The sequence below is a fragment of the Fictibacillus sp. b24 genome (assembly GCF_030348825.1).
Lineage (GTDB): Bacteria > Bacillota > Bacilli > Bacillales > Fictibacillaceae > Fictibacillus.
In genome coordinates, this window is sequence record NZ_JAUCES010000005.1 from 2,226,857 (window position 1) to 2,245,874 (window position 19,018).

Below are 19,018 nucleotides of genomic sequence, written 5' to 3' on the forward strand. Positions count from 1 at the left end.
GGATTCTCATTAATAACGTTTCCTTCTCAGCCTCACGGGACTAAAGTTAAAGGACTATTTAAGTTACATTGATTATTACAAACTCCTAGTTGATTGTCAACTTCTTTTCTCTAATAAATCTAAAAGATCATTCATATCAGCTGGAATTTCACGTTTAAACTCCATATATTCGCCTGTTCGCGGATGATCAAAACCAAGTGTTTCTGCATGAAGTGCCTGGCCTTCAATTGTAAGCGTCTTTGAAGGACCATACTTCGGGTCACCAGCTAGAGGGAACCCAATATACTTCATGTGAACACGGATTTGGTGTGTTCTACCTGTTTCTAACTGACACTCAACAAACGTATAATTTGCAAATCGTTTAATAACATTAAAATGCGTAACAGCGTCACGGCTGTTTTCATCTGTAACCGTCATTTTTTGACGATCACTTTTATCTCTTCCGATCGGAGCATCGATCGTACCTTGATCGTGCGGCATAACTCCATGAACAATCGCTTTATAAACACGAGTTGTTGTTTTCGCTTTAAGCTGGTTAACAAGAGATTCGTGAGCCATGTCATTCTTAGCGACCATTAATAATCCTGACGTATCTTTATCAATACGGTGGACAATCCCAGGACGCAACACACCATTGATTCCAGATAGATCTTTACAGTGAGCCATAAGACCGTTCACGAGTGTTCCGCTGTAATGTCCTGGAGCTGGGTGGACCACCATCCCACGGGGTTTATTTACAACGAGTACATCTGAATCTTCGTATACGATATCAAGATTCATCTCTTCTGGAACAGCATCAAGCACTTCTGGTTCAGGGATTTCAATTTCAATCACATCACCAGCTGCACATTTATAGTTAGACTTTACAGGACTGTTACTCAATAACACAATTTTGTCTTTGATCCAGCTTTGAATTTGTGAACGGGACCAATCGTCCTGAACTTCAGACAAAACCTTATCAATACGGTTTCCTGCTTGTTCAGGAGTTACCGTATACTCGAATTTATTCATTTTCTGTCTCCTTCTTTTTGCTTTCCATAAAACTTTGAATAAAAATAAGACCTACACCCACAACGAGTGCGCTGTCCGCAACATTAAATATAGGGAAATCATAGCTTCCAATATAAACATTTAGAAAATCAACAACTTCACCGCGAAGCAAACGATCGATAAAATTCCCAACAGCTCCACCTAATACTAGAGCGAGTGCTGTTTTAAGCAATGTATCGTGTGCGTGCTTTTGCAGATAATAAACCACTACCCCAACAACGATGACCGTAATAATAATAAAAAAGTATCGCTGATCTTGCAGAATACCGAAAGCTGCTCCCCTGTTTCGGTGAGAGGTTATGTAGAATACTTGATCAATAACAGGAATAGACTCTCCATATTCCATTTTCTTTACGATTACCCACTTTGTCACCTGGTCTACTGCCAAGATTAACAAAGCTACAAGATAATAAAACAATAGAACTCCTCCGATACAGAAATTAATGTCTTTATGAATTGTAGCACAGCCATCGGACGTTCTACAATTTAATTTGCGCATGTCACCAATGAAGTACTCCACCACAAGAAAAAATCCCGCAAATCGCGGGATTTTCTTTTATTATATTACCTTTATTTTAAAGAGTTGAAGCTTTTGCTAATTTTGTTCATTCGCTTAACTGAAAAGTTGATTGTAGCGCAAGGTTGCCGACTCCTACGGGACGAGCGGTCAGGTGGAGACTCCTAACGGCGCAAAGCGGCAGGAGGCTCACCGTACGCCCCGTGGAAAGCGAGCAACCTGGAGCGGAAATCAACCACTTTCAAAAACAGCAATGAATACGAAAACAGCTGTTAAGCGTAATGCTTCTCAACAATATCAGCACAGCTTGCACAGAGTGTAGGATGGCTCTCATTCTTACCTACATCTTCAGAAACAACCCAGCAGCGTTCACATGTTTCACCTTCAGCAGAAGTTACAGAAACAGCAACATGGTCATACTGTCCTGCCGATTCAGGAGCTTCAGTTTTCACTCCTCCAACTACAGCTTTAGAAACGATAAAGAGCTTATTCAAGTCTTCCACCGACTCAAGCCATGGTTTTAACGCTTCGGTAGGATAAAGAGTGATTGAAGCAGTAAGTGATTTGCCGATCGTTTTTTGGCTTCTCGCTTCTTCTAATGCTTTTAACACTTCGTCACGTACATCCATAAATACATCCCAGTCTTTTTCAAGCTGTTCTGTACCTTGATAGTTTTTCACTTCTGGCATCGTTGTTAATTGAACACTTGCTTCTTCTGCACCTGGAATGTACTCCCATACTTCGTCAGCTGTGTGAGAAAGGACTGGAGCAGAAAGTTTTGTTAGTGCCATTAACGTTTCGTAAAGCACCGTTTGGATACTTCTGCGTTTATGATCATCTTCAGCTTGGATATAAAGCGTATCTTTTGCCATATCCAAATAGAAAGAACTTAACTCGATCGTACAGAAATTATGAATTGTATTGTATACCGTAATAAATTGATATTCTTCATATGCCTTTTTTACTTTGGCTACAACTTTATCAAGCTTAACCATCATGTACTTTTCAAGATCCGGCATTTCATCAAATGCAACAGAATGCTGCTTTGGATCAAAACCATGAAGATTACCCAATAAGAAACGAAGTGTGTTTCTGATCTTACGGTATACTTCTGCCACTTGTTTTAAGATGTCATCGGATACACGCACATCTGATTGATAGTCAACTGAAGATACCCATAGACGAATGATGTCTGCTCCAAGCTGCTTCATAACCTTTATCGGATCAAGCGTATTGCCAATTGATTTACTCATCTTACGTCCTTCACCATCTAAAACGAATCCATGGCTAAGAACTGCTTTATAAGGAGCTTTTCCAGTGATCGCAACTGATGTCGAAAGGGATGAATTAAACCATCCACGGTATTGGTCAGATCCTTCAAGATAAAGGTCTGCAGGCCGAACTAAGTTTTCTCTCTCTTCTAGCACACCCCAATGTGATGTTCCAGAATCAAACCATACATCCATAATATCTGTTTCTTTTGAGAAACGGCCGTTCGGACTGTGAGGAGATGTAAACCCTTCAGGCAGCAAATCTTTCGCTTCTCTTTCAAACCAAACATTTGAACCGTGTTCTCTAAACAATTCTACAACATGAGCAATCGTTTCTTCAGTAAGGATTGCTTCCCCATCTTCACCATAGAATACAGGGATTGGAACACCCCATGCTCTTTGACGGGAAATACACCAATCTTCACGGTCTTTGATCATGTTGTGAAGACGCGTCTCACCCCAAGTAGGAACCCAGTTCACTTCTTCGATCGCGCGAAGCATATCTTCACGGATACCTTTAATGGACGCAAACCACTGTGCAGTTGCACGGAAGATTACCGGCTTTTTTGTTCTCCAGTCATGGGGATACGAGTGTGTGATAAATGAAAGCTTTAACAAAGCACCTTTTTCTTGTAATTGTTCGGTAATCGGTTTATTTGCCTCATCGTAAAATAGACCTTCGAATCCAGGAGCTTCTTTTGTCATTACACCTCTGTCATCAACAGGGCACAACACTTCAAGACCGTAGCGCTTACCTACTAGGAAATCATCTTCCCCGTGTCCAGGAGCTGTGTGAACACAGCCTGTTCCTGCGTCCGTTGTAACATGGTCACCGAGCATTACAAGTGAATCACGTCCATATAACGGGTGGCTTGCTACGGCATTTTCAATTTCCGCACCTTTGAAACGTTTAACAACTTCAGCCTGTTCCCATTCGAATTCTTTTGTAAGAGATTCTAAAAGTGCTTCCGCAACAACATATTTACCATTCTCAGTTTGAACAGAAACATAATCCAAATCAGGGTGAACGGAGATTCCTAAGTTTGCTGGAATCGTCCATGGCGTTGTTGTCCAGATTACGAGTTTTTCATCTGTATCTAAAACTCTTTTACCATCTTTCACATCAAAAGCTACATAGATAGAAGCTGAACGCTTATCTTGATATTCAATTTCCGCCTCTGCCAATGCGGACTCTGATGATGGTGACCAATAAACAGGCTTTAGCCCTTTATAGATCAAGTCTCTCTTCGCCATCTCGCCGAATACTTCAATCTGTCTTGCTTCATAGCCTTTATCAAGTGTGATATAAGGGTTTTCCCAGTCACCGCGAACGCCTAGACGTTTAAACTGTTCACGCTGATGATCAACTTGTTTAAGAGCATATTCTTCACAAAGCTTACGAAATTCTGCAACAGTCAGCTCTTTGCGTTTTACTTTCCCGCTTTTTGTAAGTGCCGTTTCAATTGGCAATCCGTGTGTATCCCAGCCTGGAACATATGGTGCATAATGACCAGTCATGGATTTGAAACGAACAATGATATCTTTTAGAATTTTGTTTTCAGCATGCCCGATGTGGATATCGCCATTCGCATACGGAGGTCCGTCGTGTAAGATAAATGGCGGCAAATCCTTTGTATTTTCAAGCACCATTTCATAAATGTTTAGTTCTTTCCACTTTTCCTGAACAACAGGTTCTCTTTGCGGAAGATTCCCACGCATCGGAAACTCTGTTTTTGGCATTAGTAGCGTGTCTTTATAATTCATCATTTTTCCTCCTTCATTACGATAAAACGTGACAGATGACTTGGTTTTCTAGTAACTGCACGGAAAACAAAAAAACCTTCTCAGCCCTACTGAACGAACAGTAGGGACGAGAAGGTTAACCCGCGGTACCACCCTAATAGGTTCATGATATAATCACAAAACCCGCTTAGTCATCCGTAGCGTGGATGAGGCGCTTGAACTTACTGCAAATATTTCAGTCCAAGAACTCAGGGGTGATCTTCAAATACTTCACTATACCAGGCTCGCACCATTTCCCAGTTCGCTTTAATAGAAAGAAAGTATTTTACTGTCCCCGTCTTCGTCACATATTAATCTTAGAAAAGTATATGCGATTTTTTAAATGAATGTCAAGCTTCCGTCTTTACTTCCTGAAGTTCGTAGCTGTCAAGATTTTCAGGAGCATTTAAAGAATCCCAATCATCATTCTTTAGCATCTCAAGCTGTGCTTCAATCAGCATTCTGAATCGCGTGCGGTAAACAGATGACTGTTTTTTCAGTTCATCAATCTCCATTGAGATCTTTCTAGATTTAGAAAGTGATTCATTAATGATTCTGTCAGCGTTCTTTTCGGCTTCTTTAACAATTAAGCGCGCTTCTTTTGACGCTGTTCTTTTTACTTCTTCACCTGTTTCTTGAGCAATTAGAATCGACTTATTTAGTGTTTCCTCAATGTTTTTAAAATAAGAGATTTTTTCTTCAAGGTTTGCAACCGTTTCCTCTAATTCCTTCTTTTCACGAATCACTGCTTCATAATCTTTAATGACTTGATCTAAAAAGTCATTAACCTCATCTTCACTATACCCTCTGAAACCTCTTGTGAATTCCTTGTTGTGGATATCCAATGGTGTTAAAGGCACAACGGCCACCTCCATAGATGCATTATTTTTTACCTAATTTCGACAAATTTTCTAAAATTCCTTCTTTAGCGGGAATTTATTTTAATAATCCATAACGAATACGCCATTTTTCTTTTTTTGTCGTTCCTTCTATTGCAATCAGCTTGCTTCTGCCAAATCCTCGTACTGAAAGCTCGTCTCCCTCCATAACTTCAGCTGCCACTTGTTCAGTAACTTTATGGTTCAATTTCACACGTCCTTGCTGAATGAATGGAGACGCTTTTGCACGTGACAAGTTATATATTTCAGCCACGATGACGTCAAGCCGCAGTGATGATACAGTACCGTTTCTTTCGTCATATTCTGTTTTCGATTCAATTAATTCGTTTTCTTTGATAGGAAGAAGCTTTACACCTGTTTTTCCTATCTTTGTTAAATTGAGTTCAATGAATCCTGCAATCTCAGCAGCACATATAAACTGAACGTTATCCCCTGAAATTAAAATATCGCCATACTTTCCTCGTTTTACACCGATGTTCATTAACGCACCTAGAACGTCTCTATGTTCAATGGAAGAAAACTTTGAGGGATACTCAATGTCATAACAAACCATTTGGAAGTCTTCGTTTTTAGCATCCAAATAATCTGGATACAAAAACGCACGTTTTCGTTCAGAAAAAGAAGAGCCTCCCCATAAAGAGAGGCGAACATCCGTATCATGACCAACGATCGTTTTAATAATTTCTTGTTCACGCGGATCTAGGAAATCAGTCAGCTTTGGGCTGTATCGCTCTGTCACTTCTGACTTCCAATTTAATACACGATCAACAAACTCATGTTCTTCTGGTCTATAATGCTGGTAAATACTCATACGGCAGCCTTATAGCGAACGAGCGATCATGTCTGCTATCGCACTTACTCCAAAACGGGCAAAGTGCAGCGCCATTAAAGCTACGATAGGCGAAAGGTCAATCATGCCAAGCGGCGGAATAATCTTTCGGAACGGAGATAAATATGGTTCCACAAGCCTTGCAATAACTTGGCCAATTGATGACTCACGAGCATTTGGAAACCAAGATAAAAGTATGTATCCTATTATCATGTAATAGTAGATTTGAATAAGTGTTAGTACAACATCTTCAATTGCATAAATCATGTTCAATAATCTTCACCTGCCTGATTTAATCTTCGTCCATCATTTCTGAAATTGTACCGGATACATCAACATTTTCTGGTGTGCACAAAAATGTGTTTGGTCCTAGCTTTTGAATATCCCCACCAATCGCATAAACAGTTCCTGATAAAAAGTCTACGATTCGCTTTGCTTGATCATGCGGAATTCTTTGCAAATTCATAACAACTGCTCTTCGATTTTTTAATTGATCAGCAATGTCTTGAGCTTCCGCATAAACACGAGGCTCTACTAGAACAACTTTAACCTGTTGCTGAATGCTTTGAAGACTTACAACGTTCGGCTTCCCTTTTTTCGTATGAGAAGGTGTAATCTCTTCTTCTTCAGCTACTGAGTCATCTTCATACTCGTTTTCATACTCATAATCGGTCTCAAGATCAAAAAAGCGCTTGAATTTCGTTTTAATTCCCATTTATTCCACCTCCTAAAATTCTTTTCCCACTAAGTTCGTCCCAATTCGAATAAAAGTTGCTCCTTCTTCAACGGCAATTAAATAATCGTTTGACATTCCCATTGATAGCTCTGTGCAAGGAGCGTGCGGCATTTCTTTTTCCTGTATCTCCAATTGAAGCTGCTTCAATGTTGAAAACACCTTTCTAATTAAAGATTTATCATCCGTGAAAGGAGCCATGGTCATCAGGCCAGCAACTGTAATACGATCGTAGTCTCTTAGTTTATCGACAAAAGGAAGCACATCGTTTACTGCAAGACCATGTTTAGAGTCTTCTTCAGCTACATTTACTTGAACAAAACATGAAATGGTTCTTCCTGCTCGTTTCTGAATCTCTCTCGCTAAACTTAATCGATCTAGTGAGTGAATGTAATCCACATGTTCAATAATATCTTTTACTTTCCTTGTTTGCAGAGTTCCGATAAAGTGCCATTTAACAGATAAGTCATCTAGGAATTCTTTCTTTGTCAGAAGGCCTTCGACTCTATTTTCTCCTATATGTTCAACACCTGCTAAAGCAGCCTCTTTCGTTGTTTCGTTACTTACATATTTCGTAACAGCGATTAAATTAACGCCCTTTGGAGATCTGTTTTTTTTCTCGCAGGCAGTTTGTATTTCTTTAATAATATGATTTCTATTTTCAGCGATTCCCAAATTCAGATAAATCTCCTTTCCTGCCTATATAACTCATCATTCTTCCGGTTTTACCCATGTCTTTACGGTGTGAAAAAAAGATATCATTCTTACAACTCGTGCACTGATCAGAAATAATTATGTTTTCTTGAAGCACTCCCGCATGCAGAAGTAGCTTTTCATTTAGACTTTTTAAGTTTAATTGATATTTTTCGAATTCATTTTTCTTAAAGATTGTACAATCGTCCATTCCATTCAAAGCTGTTATCACTTCATTTATTACTCTATCATCTACTTCATAACAGCAGTCTCCAATGGACGGTCCGATTGCAGCCTGAATGGTCTTAACATCTACATTCTCTTTTTCGCACCAAATCTTAACCATTTCTGGTCCGATCTTTGCGACTGTTCCTTTCCAGCCAGCATGAGCAAGACCGACTAACTGTTCATTGGGCGCATAAAAATAGAGCGGTACACAATCAGCATAAAGAGATGTTAATAGGATATCTTCATCTGACGTATATAGAGCATCAGTATCTGGTATAGCTGTTTCAAAATCTAAGGAGCCGTGACCACGCTTATTCATAGATACCTTCACGATCTTAGCACGATGAACTTGTTTTGAACCTACCCAGTTTTCCACAGGAAATCCGATTGACTCTGCAAACTTTTTTCGATTTTTCCGAACCGTGTCTGGATTATCATTTACATGAAAACCCATGTTCATTGAGTAAAAGGGCTCTGAACTATTCCCGCCTTCGCGCGTTGTAAAACCTGCAACAATTTTAGAATTTTGTTCTTGCCATTTAACGATCTCAAGATGCTTTCCAGATTGTTTAAACGTGTTCATATGTATGTACTCCTCCTGGAAAGTTTTATCTTTATTTTAACACATTTTCCGTTGAGAAAGAAAAAAAGAACCGTTTATTTCATTTGATCAAACGGTTCTTTTACGTATTCATTTAATTCACTTGCTTCCATATGTCTGACCAGTATAACATCCGCACCGATTTTCACGATATTTCGCCATGGTATCACAATATCATTTTCTCTTGCAAAAAAACCAAGCATCTTCCCAGCTCCTGGGATAATGATCGCATCTATCTTTCCGGTATTCAGATTGATTTCCAGGTCAGCTATATGGCCAAGTTTTTTCCCATTTGCCACATTAACTACGTCTTTAACTTGAAAGTCTGATATTTTGTTCATGTCACAACCCGCCTTTCTGTTTTCATTATATGAAGGACAAAGCTGTTTCATGTTTATGACCAAAAATAAAAACCCGTATAAAACGGGTTTTAGCTGCTTTGAATATTTTTATTCATTTGTGAGATTGCTGCTTTTTCGAGCCTTGAAACTTGTGCTTGCGAGATTCCAATTTCATCTGCTACTTCCATTTGTGTTTTACCTTGGAAAAACCGCATAGTAAGAATCATTTTTTCTCTATCGTTCAAGCGCCGCATTCCTTCTTTTAACGCGATTTCTTCAATCCATTGCATATCCTTTGCCTTATCATCACTGATTTGGTCCATTACGAATATCGGATCTCCACCATCGTTATAGATCGGTTCAAAAAGCGAAACCGGATCTTGGATTGCATCAAGAGCAAACACTACTTCTTCTTTTGGAACATCAAGTGCTTCTGCAATTTGTTGTGCTGTTGGTTCCCGAGATAATTTGTTCATAAGCTGGTCACGAACTTGCAGTGCTTTATAAGCGATATCCCTTAAGCTTCTTGAAACTCGAATCGGGTTATTGTCTCGAAGATAACGGCGAATTTCACCGATGATCATTGGCACTGCATAGGTAGAAAACTTAACATTCTGACCTAGATCAAAATTGTCGATAGACTTCATAAGTCCAATACAACCAACTTGAAATAAATCATCAACATGCTCTCCGCGGTTGTTGAATCGCTGAATTACACTCAGAACGAGTCTGAGGTTTCCGTTAACCAAAGTTTCGCGTGCATCAGGGTCACCCTTATGCATCTTATCAAAAAGAATTCGCATCTCTGGATTTTTTAAAACAGGAAGCTTTGATGTGTCAACTCCGCAAATCTCAACTTTATTTCTTGTCAAGTCTTTTCCCTCCTGCCGGGAGCTAATTTCAAATTAAGTATCACCGAACGGAGGGAAATTTATGCAATTGTAAATTTTAACTAAAGCACCTAATGATTTAACATCCTATATAGAATAATGTCTAAACCATCTTATTAAATTCTTTTTGTAGCCTCTTAATAATTCTTTTTTCGAGTCTGGAAATATAGGATTGAGATATTCCGAGCATATCTGCTACATCTTTTTGCGTTTTTTCTTCTCCGCCAGATAAACCAAAGCGCAGTTCCATAATCTGTTTTTCCCGATCATTTAGTGTAAACAGTGCCTTTAATAAAAGCTTGCGATCAACATTTGCTTCAATACGCCGCGTAATGATATCGTCTTCTGTACCTAAAACATCCGAGAGCAAAAGTTCGTTTCCATCCCAATCAACATTTAATGGTTCGTCAAAAGATACTTCAGAACGTGTTTTATTATTTCTGCGCAAGTACATCAATATTTCATTCTCTATACATCTTGAGGCATATGTGGCAAGTTTAATCTTTTTTTCTGGGTTAAACGTATTAACCGCTTTAATAAGTCCGATTGTTCCAATACTGATTAAATCTTCTATGTTTATTCCTGTATTCTCAAATTTGCGTGCGATGTAAACAACAAGGCGAAGGTTTCGTTCAATTAATAGTGATTTAGCTGCTTGGTCCCCAGAAGGCAGTTTTTCTAGCAAAATTGCTTCTTCTTCTTTGCTTAACGGCGGTGGTAATGCTTCATTTCCACCGATATAATAGATCTCATCAGACTTTAGTCCAAGTTTAAATAATAACTTATACCAATACATCGTTAATTTAAGACGCCACTTATTGAACATAATAACTCCCCTTTCACCTTATCTTCATACTAAGACGCTTGTACATGTTGCAGGTACATCTTTGGGTGCACAATCGCATCAAATTGACCTTCACTAGATAATTCAGTCCAGCTTAATCCAATTAAACTTTGCGGAGAAACAACCGACGTTCCATCTTTCTCAATTTCAATGTGATCAGGTTTTAGACAAGCTAAAAATTGCTGATGTCCCACAGCCCGGTATGGAACGATTCTAAGTCTGTTGAGCCAAGGGTGCTCGTTTTCACCGGTGTCCATTGACAGTACATCCTGAGCCGCAGTTTGGATAATTTCGGGGAATGAATTCCCATGAATATTCATATCAAGTATCATTACAGGCATTTTTGAAATAGGATCATATAATTTGTTACCGGTATCAATAAGTCCATTTGCAGTTATAATGACTTCTCCGATTGAGATCTTCACAGAGACAAAACTGTTGGAATCCATTTTTTCCACAGTAATGTCATCTACTCTTCTCTTAGAGAAAAACATAAGAGCAGGTACACCAGCAGCAACAAATAGCCAGCTTATCGGATCACCCATACCTGTGCTTTTTGTTGTAATAACTCCATTCATAATCACTGCATCACTTTGCATAAAGTAATGAAGAGCAAAAATCCCACCGCCTGTTACAAAGGAAACAAAATAAAACATGGCAATATTCTTTAGTAAAAACTTAAACCGTTTAAAACCGAATGCGACAATCATGATCACGATTGAGAAAAGAAACTTTAAAACCGGCTGAGAAAATAACATAAGTTCTGGGTAGATCACTAGAAACACATAACAAGAGGCTAATAGTGAAGCAAGAAGGATTCTTGTTTTCGATGCATTGCGCTTAAGCACATACGCTGTTAAAGAAATCAATACATAATCAATGCAGAAATTAAGAAACCAAATGACGTCCAAATATAGGGTCATTGGTTTTCTCCTTTCTTAATTTTGAAATTAGTATAACGTATAGGTTGTTTGAAAGTCTGTCAGTTTATGAGAGAAGTATTGTTCTTATTTTCTCTTTTTTTGTCAAAAAAACTTATATGTTAGATATACGCTTTAAGGACAAGAATATGACAAAATTAAACGCTTTTTTTGTAATCCTTGCTGCTCTTGAAAGTGGTTGATTTCCGTTTCAGGTGCTCGCTTTCCGCGGGGCAGGCGGTGAGCCACATTCGTACGTTTCAATCTTAAGTGTCTCACCTGCCCGCCTGTCCCGCAGGAGTCTCGCACCTTCCACTACAATCAACTGTTCAATGAAGCATCTGATAAATCTCTACGCAGCAACATTCTACTTGTCAATTATCACTGTTGTAGAAAAAGAAAAAAGCAATAATTCTTTTGATAGGCTGTTTCTAGAGGTTTATTGATTTTGAATGTTTTAATCTTTTTTCATTCTCTTCATTTGCATGTAGATTGGAGCGCAAGGGTGCCGACTCCTACGGGACGAGCGGTCAGGTGGAGACTCCTAAAGACGCAAAGCGGCAGGAGGCTCACCGTACGCCCCGTGGAAAGCGAGCAACCTGGAGCGGAAATCAACTACTATCAAATGCAACAATGATATGCAAACAGCTTTTAAAAATGACAAAAAAAGCATGCTCTCGTATTATTGAGAACATGCTTTTATTTTTTGTACTTATCTTCTTCTGTTACGGCTGCGGTTACGCAGGAATGTTGGAATATCCAACGTATCTGAATCAGCGTTTGAATAAGAAGTGCTTCTTGATTCGGACTGACTCTCTTCACGCTGTTGCCCTTGAGACTGGCTCTGTGGCTGTGATTGGCTTTGTGAAGAGTGAGATTGGCTAGATGCAGGAGATTGCTGCATTCTTGGACGCTCAGCTCTCTGTTGGTTGTTCACCATTTTTTCGGTTTCATCAAAACCAGTTGCAATTACCGTTACTAAAATCTCATCTTTTAGCTCTTCATTAATTACGGAACCGAAGATCATGTTTACTTCAGGGTCTGATGCAGAAGAAACAATATCAGCTGCTTCGTTAACTTCATAAAGACTCAAGTTAGCTCCACCAGTAATATTCATCAATACACCTTTTGCTCCATCAATAGAAGTTTCAAGAAGCGGAGATGAAATCGCTTTTTTAGCTGCTTCAGCGGCACGGTTTTCACCTGTACCTACCCCAATACCCATAAGTGCAGATCCACGTTCAGTCATGATCGTTTTTACGTCTGCAAAGTCAAGGTTGATTAATCCAGGTACAGCGATCAAATCTGAGATACCTTGTACACCTTGGCGAAGAACGTTATCTGCTTCACGGAAAGCTTCTAACATTGGCGTATTTTTGTCAACGATTTCAAGCAAACGATCATTTGGAATGACGATAAGGGTATCTACTTTTTCTTTTAGAACAGAGATTCCGCCAACAGCTTGAGTAGAACGTTTACGTCCTTCAAATGTAAATGGTCTAGTAACAACACCAACTGTAAGAGCTCCAAGATCTTTAGCAATCTCAGCTACTACAGGAGCTGCACCTGTTCCAGTACCGCCGCCCATTCCAGCAGTAACGAAAACCATGTCAGCACCGCTAAGTGCTTCTTCAATCTGCTCACGGCTTTCTTCTGCAGCTTTCTTTCCGATATCAGGATTTGCGCCTGCGCCTAATCCTCGAGTTAGTTTTGTTCCGATTTGCATTTTTACAGGTGCTTTTGAAAGATTTAGTGCTTGAGCATCTGTGTTAACACAAATAAATTCTACACCTTGTACACCATGCTCGATCATTCGGTTAACTGCGTTGCTTCCGCCGCCGCCAACACCAATAACTTTAATTGTCGCCAATTGATCCATATTCATATCAAACTCTAACATGAGCGTTCCTCCTAATGACTAGTTCCTTAATGTTATTCGAAAAATAAACCAAACCAGTCTTTGACTTTTGATTTCATGCCACCAGGCTGTTTTTCTTGAGCCGGCTTTTGGCTGGATTGTTGTTTCTTCTTTGGTAAAGGTTCCCCAGCATTTTCAGCTAATGCAGAAGCAACTTCTTTACCTTGAACTTTAATATTTTTGTGAGTGAATTGAATCAATCCAACTCCAGCTGTAAATTTCGGTTCTCTAACTCCGATATAATCCGGCAATGAAACTCTTACATTTTGCTGAAAAATATCTTGAGCGAGTTCGAGCACTCCTGGGATAGCAGCAACCCCACCTGTTATAACAAAACCGCCTGGCAATTCGGAATATCCGCGCTGATGCAATTCATCGTCGATCATCTCAAATATTTCAGCCATGCGGGCCTCAATAATTAAAGAAAGTTCATATTGAGAGATTTCCTGGTCTTGTGAAGATCCAATTTGTGAAACGGTAAATGTCTCATCTTTTGATGCATAATCCACAAATGAATGTCCATGTTTTAGTTTAATTTTCTCTGCATCCTCAGCCGAAGTCCTTAATCCAATAGAAATGTCTTTTGTGATAAAGTCTCCGCCGATTGGAAGAACAGATGTAAGCTGCATTGTACCTTGGTCAAAAACGGAAAGCGTTGTTGAACCCCCGCCAATATCAATCAATGCCACGCCAAGTTCCATCTCATCTCGTGAAAGTGCAATAGATGATGTAGCCAATGGCTCTAAACAAATATCCGCCACTGTAAGTCCTGCTCGCTCTACGCAACGCAATAAATTATGTAAGATTGTCTTGGAACCAGTAATAACCGTTCCTTCCATCTCAAGGCGCACACCCAGCATGCCTCTCGGATCAATAATCTCATCTGTTCCATCAACAATGAACTGTCGAGGAATCACATCTATAATTTCTCTTTCAGGAGGCACAGACATTACCTGAGCTGCCTCTATTACTCTAGCAATATCATCATCACCAATTTCACGGTCTTCTCTTGATACTGCTACTACACCATGACAAGGCTGAAGTTGAATATGGTTTCCTTTCACACCTACTATTACAGCATTAATTGGAATACCTAACATTCTTTCTGCCTGCTCAACGGCCTTTCTTATGGAACGAACAGTTTCATCAATATCTACAATGGAACCTTTTCTGATTCCAGCTGATTTTGCATGGCCAACACCAATAACATTAAAGGATTCACTGGTCATTTCTCCAATGATCACTTTAATATTGGATGTACCGATGTCTAAACTTACATAAATTTCATTGCTGTTCATTCTGTGGCACCTCCTAACCTTTCATCCATTAAATCTTCTTCGTTCATATTAGATGAACGAAATTCCTTGATTTTCGCTTAATTATGGAATAAATTCCACAAACAACGGGTTATCCCTCTTTTTTTTTACCGTTTTTTCAAATTTTTTAGGCCTTTTTGCGTGAATCTGACCATTTTGAAATAATTAATCGCCGAATAACAGCAATATTATTAAACAACCTTACACCAAACGCAAAAATTGCAGCTAAATACAGGTCAATACCGAGATGTACTCCTAAATACGCGAGCCCGGCAGCCAGTAAAATATTAAAGAAAAAACCTGTAATGAACACTTTATCTTCAAAACTGCCTTGCAGGTGTGCACGTATACCTCCAAATAGTGTATCTAATGCAGCCAAAACAGCTATTGATAAATAGTTTGAGTATTCAGGAGGGACCCGGATATCAGACATGAAACCCAATAGAAGGCCTAACAATAGTCCAAGTACCGGTAACCACATCTTAAGTTTCCTCCTTTGCCGGTTTCATAAACTTCACTTTCATACTTTTATCAAAAGCTGGCAGAATTACTTTTGCTGCTGGAGACGATTCCACAAGAAAATTTTCTCGTATAAACTCTTCTACAGCAGGTGATGCAATGATTTTTTGATGAAGTTTTTCATTGTCTTTTGCCAGCACTTTGATTTCGATAGGAAATGAAGAAACAGGCTCATTGTTTATATAAATGTTTCCATTTACTTCCCGGATCGGTGTTTTCGATACGATACGCTGCCCATCTATACTGATTTCTTTCGCATCATATCTATTTAATTCATTAACAAGTCTTCTCAGCATATCAGGATCAATTTTCGGCAGAGGGCGATCTACTCCAATTAGCTCGTTATTAAAAGGTTCGATCGTTATTACGATTCCTTGTCCGCTAACTGTCGTTAATCCAGCCTGTTTTTTTAAATCTGTCATTGCATTTTCCATTGCCTGGATTTTTTCATCCTTACCTTCACCTTGATACTGATCTAAAAGTTCACTATAACGTTCAAGTTCCTCATTAAGCTCCTGCTGACGCTGTTTTTCTTTTTCCAAATCAGCTCTTAAATCCCATAGATCTCTTGTGTCTCGAACGACAGGGTTGTTTGTGGTCTCAAATTGGATCGCCAGCATTCCACCGATAATGAGGGCAATAGTTGCGAACATGAATTGTCTTTCTTTCAACTCACTCATCCCTCTTCTGTAATAAATGGCTCCATCTCAATCGCGCCCTCTTGTTCCACCCTAACTTCTACACCATCATTGACAATTTTATCGACTAAATATAGATTTAAAGATTTTTCCAAAGTCGAAGAATTACCGATAGCGGTAATGACAAATGGTGCAGGATATTGGTTTCCATCAACAGATACAACGGGTCCGATACACGCAATATAGGTGTCATGAGAAATTCTCTGGCCGTTTATCGCAATCGCTTCTGCACCTGATACGTGCAGTTCGTCAATAACACTCCTTATATGTTCTTCATGGACGATATAATCATTAGGATTCGCCCCTTCCGGGATATAAGAGGAGTCTTGGAGAGTAACTTCTACTCCCTCCCCTTTCACTTTCACGTTTCCAACTACCATTCTGAGCTCTTTTAAATCTTCAACTAGTTTAGAAGATATCTCCTCTTGATTAGCCAGTTTGCTTTCTTTTTTCTGAACATCCTGCTGCAGTCCTTTAAGTTCAACTGCTAATTCACGATTTGTTTTTTGTAGACTAAGAATCTGGCTGCGCAATGAATCTTCTTTTTTCCATTCATTGTTTTGAACAACGTTTTGTTTTTCAATCTGTGCTCTTTGATAGGAGAAGGATAATATGAACCCGGTAACTAGAAGGATTAAAGACAGGAAAAGATGCTTCCCACTAATTTTGCTCATTACTTTCCTCCGTAACTGCTCGGTTGTAACTTTCAAAGCGTGTACTGATTCCTAAATAAAACGTACCTTTTTCATCAGGCTTCAGCTCATCCACTAAAGATGGATATGCAGAAAGCCTTTCAGAGAACTTCGAAATTGAGGTAACAACTTTGTTTCCATCTGTCATAAACAATGTTAGTTGATTTGAATTATTTGATGCGGGTGTATGCGTTATTTCGGATATTCGATGAATGATTCCCTCAGGAAGCTTTTGGAGTTCCTGCGCCATCGTTTCAAGCTGTTCAGGATCTTCCCAGCTCACGATAATCGGTGCGTTAACAGGTCTCTCACTCTTTTTAAGAGGTTCTAACATCTTACCATTTTGAAGCATCGGATAATATGTATCTTCTTTTCTAAAATAACCAACCCGCTGAAATTCGCTAACCTTGATTACTACATGGTTAAAAAACTTTTTTTCAATGGAAACTGAACTGATCTCTTCGATGCCTTCTAACTTTTTAGCGATGTCGTCTCCTGAAACATTTAAGTATTTTGTTTTTGTAGAGACCTTACTTTTTTTCAAAATTTCTTTATCAGTTACAAAATAGTTGCCTGTGACCGTAATTTTTTTCACATGACTTAGATCAGATTGAAAATAAACAACGACCATCAATAACAGGAAGAAAAAGGACAAGTAAAATATAAGACGGCGATTTGCTTTTTGTTTACGGTGTTCTTTCAGCTTCGGAATTCGGTCCTCAATTTTGACAACCTTTACCTTGTCCATCCTCTTCCTCCGATTTATAAATATAGTTCAAGAAATCATTAACTGCCGACAGAAATAAAAGAACTTGGCAGTGAGACGCCAAGTCTTCATTAAAGGTACTGATAACAGTCCAACTATCAGAAGAAAACGAAATAAATAGTTCGTTTTGAAACGTCAAAAGTTAATTTTTTCTTGTTCTTTGTATTATAGCACGGATATGGCCCATTTCAGCACTATTTATCCAATTTTTTGCTAATCATTTCGGCCGATGATTTCAACCTCTGTTTCAAGTTCAACATCGTGCTTTTCTTTTATTGTTTTTTGAATAAAGCTAATTAGATCTAGTACGTCTTTCGCTTTGGCATCTCCTGTATTTACGATGAAATTTGCATGCATCTCAGATACTTGAGCTCCACCAATTTGTGTTCCTTTTAGTCCTGATTTTTCAATTAGCTGACCCGCATAGTTCGGCAAAGGATTACGGAACACACTTCCGCAGCATGGAAAATTCCAAGGCTGAGTGTTTTTTCTGTATTCTTTATTCTTTTTAAGCTCTGACATAATCGTTTCTTTTTCACCTTTTTCTAAGGTGAGTACGGCTTCGACACAAATTCCGCCTGTTTCTTGAAGTACGGATGTACGATAAGAAAAACGAAGCTCCTCATTTGAAAGCCATTTTAATTCACCGTCAGGAAATAGAATTAAAGCTTTTTCAAGAATTCTTGACATATCTGATCCATGTGCACCTGCATTCATAAATACGGCACCGCCGACTGATCCAGGTATACCTGCTGCGAATTCAAGACCGGTAAATGCTTCACGAGACATTAGAGTTGCAAGAGTAATCAAGGAGTACCCTCCACCGACCTTTATTTTATTATCATTTTTTTCAAGGTGGTTAAGCCCCTCCCCTACTTTGATAACAACTCCTTCGATGCCTCCGTCAGCTACTAAAAGGTTTGATCCTCTTCCAATCGCACGAATTGGAGCATTAGCTTCTTTAATATAAGTTAAAGCTTTTTTAAGACTTTCAATGTCTTTAGGCTCAAAATAAAGATCGGCAGGACCCCCTATTTTTAAAGTGGTATGATTTTTTAATGGTTCATTAACAAGAACTGTTCCTAGATCTTCATTTTTTAATACTTCCGCTAATTGGCTATACATAATAAAACCCCCTACATTCATACGCATCATTCTATTTATATGCTATGCGTTAATCTTTTCCATGTTTTCAATGTTCATAAACATCGACAAAGTAGTATTCGAATGAATTTCTCTTTTTGTTACTCTTTTTGTCATTTTTATAGAAGAGTAATTTCTATAAAATTGCTGTTTACTTATTTATGTTTTCTCATCCTCTTCATTGAAAGTTGATTGTAGTGTAAGGTGTGAGACTCCTGCGGGACGAGCGGTCAGGTGAGACCACTATAGGCGCAAAGCGGCAGGGGGCTCACCGGACGCCCCGCGGAAAGCGAAGCACCTGGAACGGAAATCAACTGCTTTCACAAGCAACCAGCTTTTGCGAAAAGAATAAATAAAAAGAAGATACC

At 39.0% G+C, this 19,018-nt stretch carries 23 protein-coding genes and 1 other annotated feature; of the genes, 2 read left to right on the top strand and 21 right to left on the bottom strand.

Annotated features, from left to right (window positions below):
• Nucleotides 1-96: 96 nt before the first annotated feature.
• A complete protein-coding gene (locus tag QUF49_RS11440; protein ID WP_289495762.1) occupies nt 97-1,011 on the bottom strand; it encodes an RluA family pseudouridine synthase in 915 nt (304 codons plus the stop codon).
• A complete protein-coding gene (gene lspA / locus QUF49_RS11445) occupies nt 1,004-1,468 on the bottom strand; it encodes a signal peptidase II (protein ID WP_289497636.1) in 465 nt (154 codons plus the stop codon). Before lspA ends, QUF49_RS11440 begins: the two co-directional genes overlap by 8 nt.
• Nucleotides 1,469-1,721: 253 nt before the next feature.
• Between lspA and QUF49_RS11450 the strand changes: the two genes are divergently transcribed.
• Nucleotides 1,722-1,889, top strand: a complete 168-nt coding sequence (locus tag QUF49_RS11450; protein WP_289495763.1) for a hypothetical protein — start codon at nt 1,722-1,724, stop codon at nt 1,887-1,889.
• On the opposite strand, the gene ileS is transcribed toward QUF49_RS11450, so the two are convergent.
• The 19 genes from ileS to murB form a co-directional block, all read right to left on the bottom strand.
• Nucleotides 1,840-4,602: an isoleucine--tRNA ligase gene (gene ileS / locus QUF49_RS11455; protein ID WP_289495764.1), complete on the bottom strand. Its 2,763-nt coding sequence runs from the start codon at nt 4,600-4,602 to the stop codon at nt 1,840-1,842. The two genes, QUF49_RS11450 and ileS, sit on opposite strands and share 50 nt — an antisense overlap.
• Before the next feature lie 99 nt (nt 4,603-4,701).
• Nucleotides 4,702-4,931 (bottom strand) — a binding site (T-box leader).
• Between the two features lie 39 nt (nt 4,932-4,970).
• The gene (locus QUF49_RS11460; protein WP_289495765.1) at nt 4,971-5,480 is read right to left on the bottom strand and encodes a DivIVA domain-containing protein; all 510 of its coding nucleotides are present in this window, start codon (nt 5,478-5,480) and stop codon (nt 4,971-4,973) included.
• A 76-nt stretch (nt 5,481-5,556) separates the two neighbouring features.
• Nucleotides 5,557-6,330, bottom strand: a complete 774-nt coding sequence (locus QUF49_RS11465; protein ID WP_289495766.1) for an RNA-binding protein — start codon at nt 6,328-6,330, stop codon at nt 5,557-5,559.
• A 9-nt stretch (nt 6,331-6,339) separates the two neighbouring features.
• Nucleotides 6,340-6,615, bottom strand: coding sequence for a YggT family protein (locus QUF49_RS11470; protein ID WP_394605743.1), 276 nt, complete (start codon nt 6,613-6,615; stop codon nt 6,340-6,342).
• A 25-nt stretch (nt 6,616-6,640) separates the two neighbouring features.
• Complete coding sequence (locus QUF49_RS11475) at nt 6,641-7,063, bottom strand: cell division protein SepF (RefSeq protein ID WP_289495767.1); 423 nt, start codon at nt 7,061-7,063, stop codon at nt 6,641-6,643.
• 12 nt (nt 7,064-7,075) lie between these two features.
• A complete protein-coding gene (locus QUF49_RS11480; protein ID WP_425590464.1) occupies nt 7,076-7,756 on the bottom strand; it encodes a YggS family pyridoxal phosphate-dependent enzyme in 681 nt (226 codons plus the stop codon).
• Nucleotides 7,743-8,585 carry a peptidoglycan editing factor PgeF gene (pgeF, locus tag QUF49_RS11485; protein ID WP_289495768.1) on the bottom strand — a complete coding sequence of 281 codons (843 nt, stop codon included), beginning with the start codon at nt 8,583-8,585 and terminating at the stop codon, nt 7,743-7,745. The genes QUF49_RS11480 and pgeF overlap by 14 nt, the downstream gene beginning before the upstream one ends.
• 74 nt (nt 8,586-8,659) lie before the next feature.
• Nucleotides 8,660-8,944, bottom strand: coding sequence for a YlmC/YmxH family sporulation protein (locus QUF49_RS11490; RefSeq protein ID WP_066240570.1), 285 nt, complete (start codon nt 8,942-8,944; stop codon nt 8,660-8,662).
• Between the two features lie 89 nt (nt 8,945-9,033).
• Entirely contained in the window at nt 9,034-9,816 is a 783-nt protein-coding gene (gene sigG / locus QUF49_RS11495) for an RNA polymerase sporulation sigma factor SigG (RefSeq protein WP_066240567.1), read from the bottom strand.
• A gap of 121 nt (nt 9,817-9,937) precedes the next feature.
• Entirely contained in the window at nt 9,938-10,660 is a 723-nt protein-coding gene (sigE, locus tag QUF49_RS11500; protein WP_066240564.1) for an RNA polymerase sporulation sigma factor SigE, read from the bottom strand.
• A 29-nt stretch (nt 10,661-10,689) separates the two neighbouring features.
• Nucleotides 10,690-11,601, bottom strand: coding sequence for a sigma-E processing peptidase SpoIIGA (spoIIGA, locus tag QUF49_RS11505; RefSeq protein WP_289495769.1), 912 nt, complete (start codon nt 11,599-11,601; stop codon nt 10,690-10,692).
• 132 nt (nt 11,602-11,733) lie between these two features.
• Complete coding sequence (locus QUF49_RS11510) at nt 11,734-11,907, bottom strand: hypothetical protein (protein ID WP_289495770.1); 174 nt, start codon at nt 11,905-11,907, stop codon at nt 11,734-11,736.
• A 403-nt stretch (nt 11,908-12,310) separates the two neighbouring features.
• Nucleotides 12,311-13,498 (bottom strand): cell division protein FtsZ, encoded by a 1,188-nt coding sequence (gene ftsZ / locus QUF49_RS11515; protein WP_289495771.1) that lies wholly within the window; start codon nt 13,496-13,498, stop codon nt 12,311-12,313.
• Between the two features lie 32 nt (nt 13,499-13,530).
• Nucleotides 13,531-14,814 (bottom strand): cell division protein FtsA, encoded by a 1,284-nt coding sequence (gene ftsA / locus QUF49_RS11520; protein ID WP_066240556.1) that lies wholly within the window; start codon nt 14,812-14,814, stop codon nt 13,531-13,533.
• 145 nt (nt 14,815-14,959) lie between these two features.
• Nucleotides 14,960-15,313 carry a small basic family protein gene (locus QUF49_RS11525; RefSeq protein WP_066240553.1) on the bottom strand — a complete coding sequence of 118 codons (354 nt, stop codon included), beginning with the start codon at nt 15,311-15,313 and terminating at the stop codon, nt 14,960-14,962.
• 1 nt (nt 15,314) lies between these two features.
• Nucleotides 15,315-16,022 (bottom strand): DUF881 domain-containing protein, encoded by a 708-nt coding sequence (locus QUF49_RS11530; RefSeq protein ID WP_289495772.1) that lies wholly within the window; start codon nt 16,020-16,022, stop codon nt 15,315-15,317.
• A 5-nt stretch (nt 16,023-16,027) separates the two neighbouring features.
• Entirely contained in the window at nt 16,028-16,723 is a 696-nt protein-coding gene (locus QUF49_RS11535; protein ID WP_289495773.1) for a DUF881 domain-containing protein, read from the bottom strand.
• Entirely contained in the window at nt 16,710-17,489 is a 780-nt protein-coding gene (locus QUF49_RS11540; protein ID WP_289495774.1) for a cell division protein FtsQ/DivIB, read from the bottom strand. The genes QUF49_RS11535 and QUF49_RS11540 overlap by 14 nt, the downstream gene beginning before the upstream one ends.
• A gap of 231 nt (nt 17,490-17,720) precedes the next feature.
• Nucleotides 17,721-18,632: a UDP-N-acetylmuramate dehydrogenase gene (gene murB, locus QUF49_RS11545; protein ID WP_289495775.1), complete on the bottom strand. Its 912-nt coding sequence runs from the start codon at nt 18,630-18,632 to the stop codon at nt 17,721-17,723.
• 224 nt (nt 18,633-18,856) lie between these two features.
• On the opposite strand from murB, the gene QUF49_RS11550 reads away from it, so the two are divergent.
• Nucleotides 18,857-19,006: a hypothetical protein gene (locus QUF49_RS11550; RefSeq protein ID WP_289495776.1), complete on the top strand. Its 150-nt coding sequence runs from the start codon at nt 18,857-18,859 to the stop codon at nt 19,004-19,006.
• Nucleotides 19,007-19,018 lie beyond the last annotated feature (12 nt).

Excerpts from the sequence above, each read along its gene's own strand:
- QUF49_RS11475 (WP_289495767.1), bottom strand. The coding sequence starts at position 7,063 with ATGGGAATTAAAACGAAATTCAAGCGCTTTTTTGATCTTGAGACCGAT.
- QUF49_RS11540 (WP_289495774.1), bottom strand. The coding sequence starts at position 17,489 with ATGGACAAGGTAAAGGTTGTCAAAATTGAGGACCGAATTCCGAAGCTG.
- QUF49_RS11490 (WP_066240570.1), bottom strand. The coding sequence starts at position 8,944 with ATGAACAAAATATCAGACTTTCAAGTTAAAGACGTAGTTAATGTGGCA.
- ftsZ (WP_289495771.1), bottom strand. The coding sequence starts at position 13,498 with ATGTTAGAGTTTGATATGAATATGGATCAATTGGCGACAATTAAAGTT.
- QUF49_RS11470 (WP_394605743.1), bottom strand. The coding sequence starts at position 6,615 with ATGATTTATGCAATTGAAGATGTTGTACTAACACTTATTCAAATCTAC.
- pgeF (WP_289495768.1), bottom strand. The coding sequence starts at position 8,585 with ATGAACACGTTTAAACAATCTGGAAAGCATCTTGAGATCGTTAAATGG.
- murB (WP_289495775.1), bottom strand. The coding sequence starts at position 18,632 with ATGTATAGCCAATTAGCGGAAGTATTAAAAAATGAAGATCTAGGAACA.
- spoIIGA (WP_289495769.1), bottom strand. The coding sequence starts at position 11,601 with ATGACCCTATATTTGGACGTCATTTGGTTTCTTAATTTCTGCATTGAT.
- ileS (WP_289495764.1), bottom strand. The coding sequence starts at position 4,602 with ATGAATTATAAAGACACGCTACTAATGCCAAAAACAGAGTTTCCGATG.
- QUF49_RS11465 (WP_289495766.1), bottom strand. The coding sequence starts at position 6,330 with ATGAGTATTTACCAGCATTATAGACCAGAAGAACATGAGTTTGTTGAT.
- sigE (WP_066240564.1), bottom strand. The coding sequence starts at position 10,660 with ATGTTCAATAAGTGGCGTCTTAAATTAACGATGTATTGGTATAAGTTA.
- QUF49_RS11525 (WP_066240553.1), bottom strand. The coding sequence starts at position 15,313 with ATGTGGTTACCGGTACTTGGACTATTGTTAGGCCTTCTATTGGGTTTC.
- ftsA (WP_066240556.1), bottom strand. The coding sequence starts at position 14,814 with ATGAACAGCAATGAAATTTATGTAAGTTTAGACATCGGTACATCCAAT.
- QUF49_RS11535 (WP_289495773.1), bottom strand. The coding sequence starts at position 16,723 with ATGAGCAAAATTAGTGGGAAGCATCTTTTCCTGTCTTTAATCCTTCTA.
- QUF49_RS11440 (WP_289495762.1), bottom strand. The coding sequence starts at position 1,011 with ATGAATAAATTCGAGTATACGGTAACTCCTGAACAAGCAGGAAACCGT.